At 27.4% G+C, this 6,807-nt stretch carries 9 protein-coding genes, 1 tRNA gene and 1 other annotated feature; of the genes, 4 read left to right on the top strand and 6 right to left on the bottom strand.

What is annotated here, in order from left to right; translation table 11 throughout:
• Positions 1-62 precede the first annotated feature (62 nt).
• Positions 63-145, bottom strand: a tRNA-Leu gene (locus tag R5Z65_RS02690).
• Positions 146-417: 272 nt separating this feature from the next.
• Positions 418-540: a sequence feature (ribosomal protein L10 leader region), on the top strand.
• A gap of 53 nt (positions 541-593) precedes the next feature.
• Here R5Z65_RS02690 and rplJ point away from each other — a divergent pair.
• Both rplJ and rplL read left to right on the top strand, forming a co-directional pair.
• A complete protein-coding gene (gene rplJ / locus R5Z65_RS02685) occupies positions 594-1,085 on the top strand; it encodes a 50S ribosomal protein L10 (protein ID WP_317366918.1) in 492 nt (163 codons plus the stop codon).
• A 103-nt stretch (positions 1,086-1,188) separates the two neighbouring features.
• Positions 1,189-1,563 carry a 50S ribosomal protein L7/L12 gene (rplL, locus tag R5Z65_RS02680; RefSeq protein ID WP_317366917.1) on the top strand — a complete coding sequence of 125 codons (375 nt, stop codon included), beginning with the start codon at positions 1,189-1,191 and terminating at the stop codon, positions 1,561-1,563.
• Positions 1,564-1,621: 58 nt separating this feature from the next.
• Here the strand turns inward: rplL and R5Z65_RS02675 are convergent, their stop codons facing one another.
• From R5Z65_RS02675 to R5Z65_RS02655, 5 genes are read right to left on the bottom strand one after another with little or no spacing between them, the layout of a single operon-like run.
• A complete protein-coding gene (locus R5Z65_RS02675) occupies positions 1,622-1,987 on the bottom strand; it encodes an ATP synthase subunit I (protein ID WP_317366916.1) in 366 nt (121 codons plus the stop codon).
• On the bottom strand, positions 1,974-2,417 hold the full coding sequence (locus R5Z65_RS02670) for an AtpZ/AtpI family protein (protein WP_317366915.1): 444 nt from the start codon (positions 2,415-2,417) through the stop codon (positions 1,974-1,976). Before R5Z65_RS02670 ends, R5Z65_RS02675 begins: the two co-directional genes overlap by 14 nt.
• Entirely contained in the window at positions 2,407-2,670 is a 264-nt protein-coding gene (locus R5Z65_RS02665; RefSeq protein ID WP_317366914.1) for an AtpZ/AtpI family protein, read from the bottom strand. The genes R5Z65_RS02670 and R5Z65_RS02665 overlap by 11 nt, the downstream gene beginning before the upstream one ends.
• A 31-nt stretch (positions 2,671-2,701) precedes the next feature.
• Complete coding sequence (gene wecB, locus R5Z65_RS02660; RefSeq protein ID WP_317366913.1) at positions 2,702-3,850, bottom strand: non-hydrolyzing UDP-N-acetylglucosamine 2-epimerase; 1,149 nt, start codon at positions 3,848-3,850, stop codon at positions 2,702-2,704.
• Positions 3,851-3,867: 17 nt separating this feature from the next.
• Positions 3,868-4,614 (bottom strand): tRNA threonylcarbamoyladenosine dehydratase, encoded by a 747-nt coding sequence (locus R5Z65_RS02655; protein ID WP_317366912.1) that lies wholly within the window; start codon positions 4,612-4,614, stop codon positions 3,868-3,870.
• A 171-nt stretch (positions 4,615-4,785) separates the two neighbouring features.
• On the opposite strand from R5Z65_RS02655, the gene R5Z65_RS02650 reads away from it, so the two are divergent.
• Complete coding sequence (locus R5Z65_RS02650; RefSeq protein WP_317366911.1) at positions 4,786-5,994, top strand: CCA tRNA nucleotidyltransferase; 1,209 nt, start codon at positions 4,786-4,788, stop codon at positions 5,992-5,994.
• Positions 5,991-6,737 (top strand): SDR family NAD(P)-dependent oxidoreductase, encoded by a 747-nt coding sequence (locus R5Z65_RS02645; protein ID WP_317366910.1) that lies wholly within the window; start codon positions 5,991-5,993, stop codon positions 6,735-6,737. The genes R5Z65_RS02650 and R5Z65_RS02645 overlap by 4 nt, the downstream gene beginning before the upstream one ends.
• Positions 6,738-6,807: the final 70 nt, after the last annotated feature.

The raw sequence follows: 6,807 nt of genomic DNA, 5'->3' as shown, positions 1-6,807 counted from the left end.
GAACCCGCGACCCTCGCCTTGGCAAGGCGATGCTCTACCACTGAGCCACTCGCGCGTAATAGTGCAGTCGGGGGGACTCGAACCCCCAAGGTCTAGGACCACTAGATCCTTAGTCTAGCGCGTATGCCAATTCCGCCACGACTGCAAGTTTAACAACAAAAATTATTATAATGTATAATATAAAAAAAGTCAATACCTTTTTTTATTTTTTTGTAATATTAATTGGCAAGATATAGTACATAAAATAAAAGAGTTATTTCCTTTATTTTATAATATATGTGGCAAACAAAATCAACATATATAAATTTTCTAAAAATTATTTTATAAAAATATTTTAAGTGTAACCTATGTTTTATACTTTAATAAAAATTTATAATCCAAATTTTATAATAAGTATTGACATAGCTATAAAAATATATTATCATATAAAAAGTGCCGTAGACAGTAGGTGTTTTACATAATGCTTTTGCAACCTACCGAGGAATTAGAATCGTAAATTTTATCCTTGCTGTCTTTATGCAAGGCTTTTTATATTTGATTTTATATACGGCTACTTAGGCTTTTGCCTTAAAAATATTATAGGAGGTAAAAAAATGGCTAAAGTAGAACAAAAACAAGTCATAGTAAATGAAATTAAAGAAAAGCTTTCTAAAGCTACTTCTGCAGTTTTAGTTGACGCTCGTGGTCTTACTGTTGAACAAGATACTAAACTTAGAAAAACTTTAAGAGAAGCTGGTGTAGACTACAAAGTTTATAAAAATACTATGATAAGATTTGCTATCGAAGGTACAGAGTTTGAAAACTTAGGACAACATTTAGAAGGTCCTAGTACATTAGCTCTTTGCTACGAAGACCCTACAGTTGCTGCTGGCATCTTAAACAAATTTAGACAAGAAGCTAAAGCTTTAGAGTTTAAAGGTGGGGTTATAGAAGGTACTTACTACGATACTAAAGGTATGGAAATCATTGCAGATATTCCATCAAGAGAAGTTCTTCTTTCAAGACTTCTTGGAAGTATACAAGGACCTATTGGTGCATTTGCTCGTGTGGTTAAAGCTATTGCTGAACAAAAAGAAACTGCTTAATCTTAAGCAATATATTATTTTTTTAAGCTATTAAGAAAATCTATTTGCTAAAATAAGCAAAAATATTTATTATAAAAATTTTAAATTTATGGAGGAATATAAAATGGCTAAATTAACAATTGAAGAATTTATGGCTGCTATTGAAGAGCTTTCTGTTTTAGAACTTAACGAATTAGTTAAAGCTTGTGAAGAAAAATTTGGAGTATCTGCTTCTGCTGGTGTTGTAGTTGCTGCTGCTGGTGGCGCTGCTGCTGCTGAAGAAAAATCAGAATTTGATGTAGAATTAACTGAAGTTCCTGGTGATGCTAAAGTTAAAATCATCAAAGTTGTTAGAGAATTAACTGGTCTTGGTCTTAAAGAAGCTAAAGAAATCGTTGATGGTGCTCCTAAAATCGTTAAAGAAGGCGTTTCTAAAGATGATGCTGATAACTGCAAAGCTAAACTTGAAGAAGCTGGAGCTAAAGTTACTTTAAAATAATTAATACAACATATAAAAAGGATAGATAAAATCTATCCTTTTTATATGTTAAAATTATTTATTTTGACTTATTTTTTAAATTTACTATATATACAGAAGGAACTGGTAATAATATACCAAGTACAACACCTATAATGTTAAAATTTTTATATGCTGCTATTAAAAGAACAACAAATGTTAAAAAATACCTAAGTGTATAATGTATTCTAGTATAATTAATTGCTTTTTGTCCTGTCATATCTATAGCTTTTTCTATAGTTTTTTCTAAAAGAATAATCTTTAATATAGAAAATATTGTACCAAAGCTAATTCCTATTAAAAATGACTTTATATCATCAACAATAAATGTGCTTATGCCTAATACTATAAAAAACAAGGCAATAGTGGTTATTATTATTTGTTTTGATGTGTTAGATATTTTCATTATTTCTTCTCCTAAAAGTTAATTTATAGTTAAAATTAAATTTTTTAAAAAATATAAATATGTTTAAAATAATAGAAATTAATATAAATAAAACAGTAAATATATTGTTTGTTTTGTATGCTTTATCAATAAGATTACCTATAATAAAGCATATCATAATAAGCGAAAAACTTTCTATTATAAAGTTAGCAGTATAAATATATTTATTTTTAGTTACAGACTTATTATCAGAAAATGATTTCATTATTTTAAAATAAAAATTTAAAAAAGAAGATACCATACCTAAAATAATAAACACTAATAAAAATATAGGAGATGTATTAAGTATACCATCTACTTTTTTACCTAAAAAAATACCAATTAAAATACTTGTTATAATAACAAATCCAAATTGACTGTATACAACATATCCTTTAAAATCATTTTTCATTTTTTTTATAACCTAATAGCTCTCTTTGCTTTTCTTCTAATTTTTCTTCTTTTTTAAAATCTAACATAACTAAAACATAAAGGTTTCTAAATGCAGCACCTATTCCTAAAAGGGTAAATATAGCTAAAAATATAACGTCTGTTCCAAGCTTTTTATCTAGCCATTTACCTATAAAAAAGCACATACCTATTGTAACAACCATTGTTACTCCAACTTGAGTAAGCTTTGATAAAGCTTTTGCAAAGCTATTCATATGTTCAATCTCCTTTATATTTTAATTGTTATTAATTAAAATTTTCTGGTTTTTTATCTGTTTTGTTAAAGTGGTATAATATGGCATCTACAATTCTTTTTGATGCAAGTCCATCTCCAAAAGGATTTTTAGAATCAACCATAGTGTTGTATAAATCTTTATTGTTTAAAAGCTCTGTAGCTAAAGATATAATATTATCCTTTTCCGTACCAGCTAGTTTTAAAACACCAGCAGTAACCCCTTCTGGACGCTCTGTAACATTTCTTAAAACTAAAACAGGCTTTTTAAGAGAAGGTACTTCTTCTTGCAACCCACCAGAATCTGTCATAACCATATAAGAACGGTCTACAAGGTTGTGCATATCTGTCATATCTACTGGGTCTATAAGATGTATACGAGAGTTATCTCCTAATATACGATTAGCAACTTCTCTAACAAGAGGGTTAAAGTGTACAGCATATACTACCTCCACATCTTCGTTATCTTGTACAAGTTTTAGCACAGCACTACAAATATTCTCTAAAGGCTCACCTAAGTTTTCACGTCTATGAGCAGTCATAGTAATAACTTTTTTATTAGTATAGTCTATATTGTTAAGAACATCGCAAGAAAAAGTATAGTTTTTATCAACAGTAGTTTTAACACAGTCTACCGATGTATTTCCTGTTATAAATATGCTATTTTCTGCTATGTTTTCTTTTAAAAGATTTTCTTTAGAAAGTTGTGTAGGAGAAAAATGCAAATCTGCCATAGCACCTGTTAGTTTTCTGTTCATTTCTTCTGGGAAAGGTTCGTATTTATTATATGTTCTAAGCCCTGCTTCCACGTGGCCTATTTTTATTTTTTTATAAAAGGCAGCTAATGAGCCTACAAAAGTAGTTGTAGTATCTCCGTGTACTAAAATAATATCTGGGTTTGCTTTTTCTAATATATCTTCAAGGCCTTTAAGAGCATTTACAGTAATTCCTGTAAGAGTTTGGTTTTGTGTCATAATATTAAGGTCATAATCTGGTTTTATATTAAAAATATTTAATACTTGGTCTAGCATTTCTCTATGTTGAGCAGTAACGCATACCTCTTGGTGTATATGCTCACATTTTTCCATTTCTTTAATAATTGGAGCCATTTTTATAGCCTCTGGTCTTGTTCCAAAAATACTTAAAACTTTAATTTTTTCCATATTTTACCCCTTTAAAATTATTTATTATTTTTTAATATATCGTTTATTACTTGGCTAGCAATAATAAGCCCTGCAACAGAAGGTACAAAAGATATGCTCCCTGGTGTTTCTCTCCTTTTGTTAGTATCTCTAAATGGGCTTGTACTTTTTGCATTTTCATCTAATTGTATAGGCGCAGGCTTAATAGGTTTTTCCGTAGAATATACAACCTTTAATTTTTTTATACCACGTTTTTTAAGCTCATATCTCATTACTTTTGCTAAAGGACACATAGATGTTTTGTATATGTCTGCAACAGCAAATTTTGTAGGGTCTAGCTTATTACCAGTCCCCATAGATGAAATAATAGGTACATTTTGCCTTGTAGCTTCTTCTACAAGTAATATTTTAGATGATATAGTATCTATAGCATCTATTATATAGTCATATTTAGATAAATCAATAGTATTTACTGTATCTTTTGTATAAAATGTTTTAGACACAGTAACATTTGCACTAGGGTTTATATCTAATATACGCTGTTTTACTACTTCTGTTTTATCTTTTCCTATTGTGCTATGAGTGGCTATAATCTGCCTATTAATATTTGTTATAGACACAGTGTCGTCATCTACAATATGTATGTTAGAAACACCACAGCGTGCTATTGCCTCCACACAAAAAGAGCCAACACCACCTACACCAAATATTATAATGTTACTATTTTTTAGTTTTTCTATATTGTCTTTTCCTATAAGTATCTCTGTTCTAGTAAGTATATCCATTTTCACTTTCCAATCTATTTAAACTTTTTTCTTATTTTAACACTTTTTTATATTTTTGTCTAATAGTTATTAGTATATACAGTTATTATATTAATAAAATACTAGACTAAATATTAATATATAGTATAATAAAGCTATATTATTGATATTTATAAGATAAGGAGAGATTTTGTGAAAATTCCTAAACAAGTTATATATATAATAGAGCAACTACAAAAAAATAAGTTTGAAGGGTTTATAGTTGGAGGTTGTGTTAGAGATTATTTACTAGGGTTTGAGCCAAAAGATTTTGATATAACAACAGATGCAATGCCACAAGATATAAAAAATATGTTTAAGCATACGGTAGATACAGGTATAGAGCACGGCACAGTTACAGTAGTGATAGATAAACAAAATTTTGAGATAACTACATACCGTATAGATGGACAATATAAAGATAATAGACGTCCAGAAAATGTTGTGTTTAGCAAAAAAATAGAAGAAGATTTAAGTAGACGTGATTTTACAATGAATGCCATAGCTTATAATATAAATAAAGGTTTTGTAGACCCTTTTGGTGGTAAAGATGACATAGATAAAAAATTAATAAAAGGTGTAGGAAATGCAGATAAAAGGTTTAAAGAAGATGCCTTAAGAATGATGAGAGGTGTAAGGTTTTCTGCTCAGCTAGGATTTGATATAGAAGAAAAAACATTTTTAGCTATAAAAGAAAACGCAAAGCTTATAGAAAATATTAGTATAGAAAGAACGAGAGATGAGTTTATAAAGCTTATAAAGTCGGACTATATAGAAAAATTAAATTTATTAGAAGAAACTAAATTATATAAATATTTTATACCAGAAATAGAGCCAATTTTTAAAAACTACAAAAAAAATATATTTATATTACAAAAATTATCTAAAGATTTAAGATTTGCATTTTTGTTAAGCCACTTAGATGAAAACACAGGTGAAAATATTTTAAAAAGATTAAAACTAGATAATAAAACTATAAAAGAGATAAAAACTATCCTAAAATATATTAATTACAATTTTATAGATGATAGAGTAAAAACAAGAAAAATAATGTCCATTATAGAGCCAGATTTGTTAAGAAAAATACTAGAAATAAAGTTTTGTATAAGCCTTATAGAAAATGATTTAGTACAATGTAAAAAATATGACAATATATATGACGAAATAGATGAAACTATTAGAAAAAATCATTGTTTTTCTTTAAAAACTCTTGATGTAACAGGAAACGATTTAAAAAAAATAGGTATAACTGATGGTAAGCAAATAGGTGCTAGCTTAAAAATGGCTTTAGATTTAGTTTTAGAGCAACCAGATAAAAACAATAAAGAATTTTTATTAAAATATATAGGTGAAAATATATGAAAACTGCTCTAATAACAGGTGCTAGCGATGGTATTGGTAAAGATATGGCTATTATTTTATCCAATATGGGGTACAATATAATAGTAGTAGCTAGAAACCAAGAAAAAATGAAAAAAACCTTTAAAAATATAAAAAATTGCTTAATAATACCTATGGATTTATCTATACAAGAAAATTGTTATAAACTTTATAATATAACAAAAGATAAAGATATAGAAATACTTATAAACAACGCAGGTTATGGAATTTTTGGACAATTTTTAAATACTAATTTAAATAATGAGCTTAATATGATAGATTTAAACATAAAATCTTTACATATTTTAACAAAGCTATTTTTAAAAGATATGGTAAAAAAAGATAAAGGATATATTTTAAATGTAGGCTCTATAGGTAGTTTTTTTGCTAGTCCTTTATTATCATCTTATTATGGAAGTAAAGCTTATGTATTAAATTTAAGCATTGCTATAAAAGAAGAATTAAAAAAACAAAAATCTAATGTATATATAGGTGTGTTTTGTCCAGCTACTATTAATACCAATTTCCATAAAAAAGCAGGTGCAAAAGGTAAAGTAAAAGGACTAGATAGCTACACTGCATCTAAATATGCCATAGATAAAATGTTTAAAAAAAGGACTATTATCATACCAAGCTATGCAAATTTATTACCATTTTTTATAGGTATAATACCAAAAACATTAATAACAAAAATAGCATATAATATCCAAATAAAAAAACAATAAAATTAATTTGATATAATATTGCATTTCTTTAGACAAACTGATATACTTTTGTTGATTATTATTTTTAAGG

Source organism: uncultured Tyzzerella sp. (genome assembly GCF_963558545.1).
GTDB lineage: Bacteria > Bacillota > Clostridia > Lachnospirales > CAG-274 > Tyzzerella.
This window is presented reverse-complemented; position numbering and strand designations above follow the sequence as displayed.

Excerpts from the sequence above, each read along its gene's own strand:
- rplJ (WP_317366918.1), top strand. The coding sequence starts at position 594 with ATGGCTAAAGTAGAACAAAAACAAGTCATAGTAAATGAAATTAAAGAA.
- rplL (WP_317366917.1), top strand. The coding sequence starts at position 1,189 with ATGGCTAAATTAACAATTGAAGAATTTATGGCTGCTATTGAAGAGCTT.
- R5Z65_RS02675 (WP_317366916.1), bottom strand. The coding sequence starts at position 1,987 with ATGAAAATATCTAACACATCAAAACAAATAATAATAACCACTATTGCC.
- R5Z65_RS02670 (WP_317366915.1), bottom strand. The coding sequence starts at position 2,417 with ATGAAAAATGATTTTAAAGGATATGTTGTATACAGTCAATTTGGATTT.
- R5Z65_RS02665 (WP_317366914.1), bottom strand. The coding sequence starts at position 2,670 with ATGAATAGCTTTGCAAAAGCTTTATCAAAGCTTACTCAAGTTGGAGTA.
- wecB (WP_317366913.1), bottom strand. The coding sequence starts at position 3,850 with ATGGAAAAAATTAAAGTTTTAAGTATTTTTGGAACAAGACCAGAGGCT.
- R5Z65_RS02655 (WP_317366912.1), bottom strand. The coding sequence starts at position 4,614 with ATGGATATACTTACTAGAACAGAGATACTTATAGGAAAAGACAATATA.
- R5Z65_RS02645 (WP_317366910.1), top strand. The coding sequence starts at position 5,991 with ATGAAAACTGCTCTAATAACAGGTGCTAGCGATGGTATTGGTAAAGAT.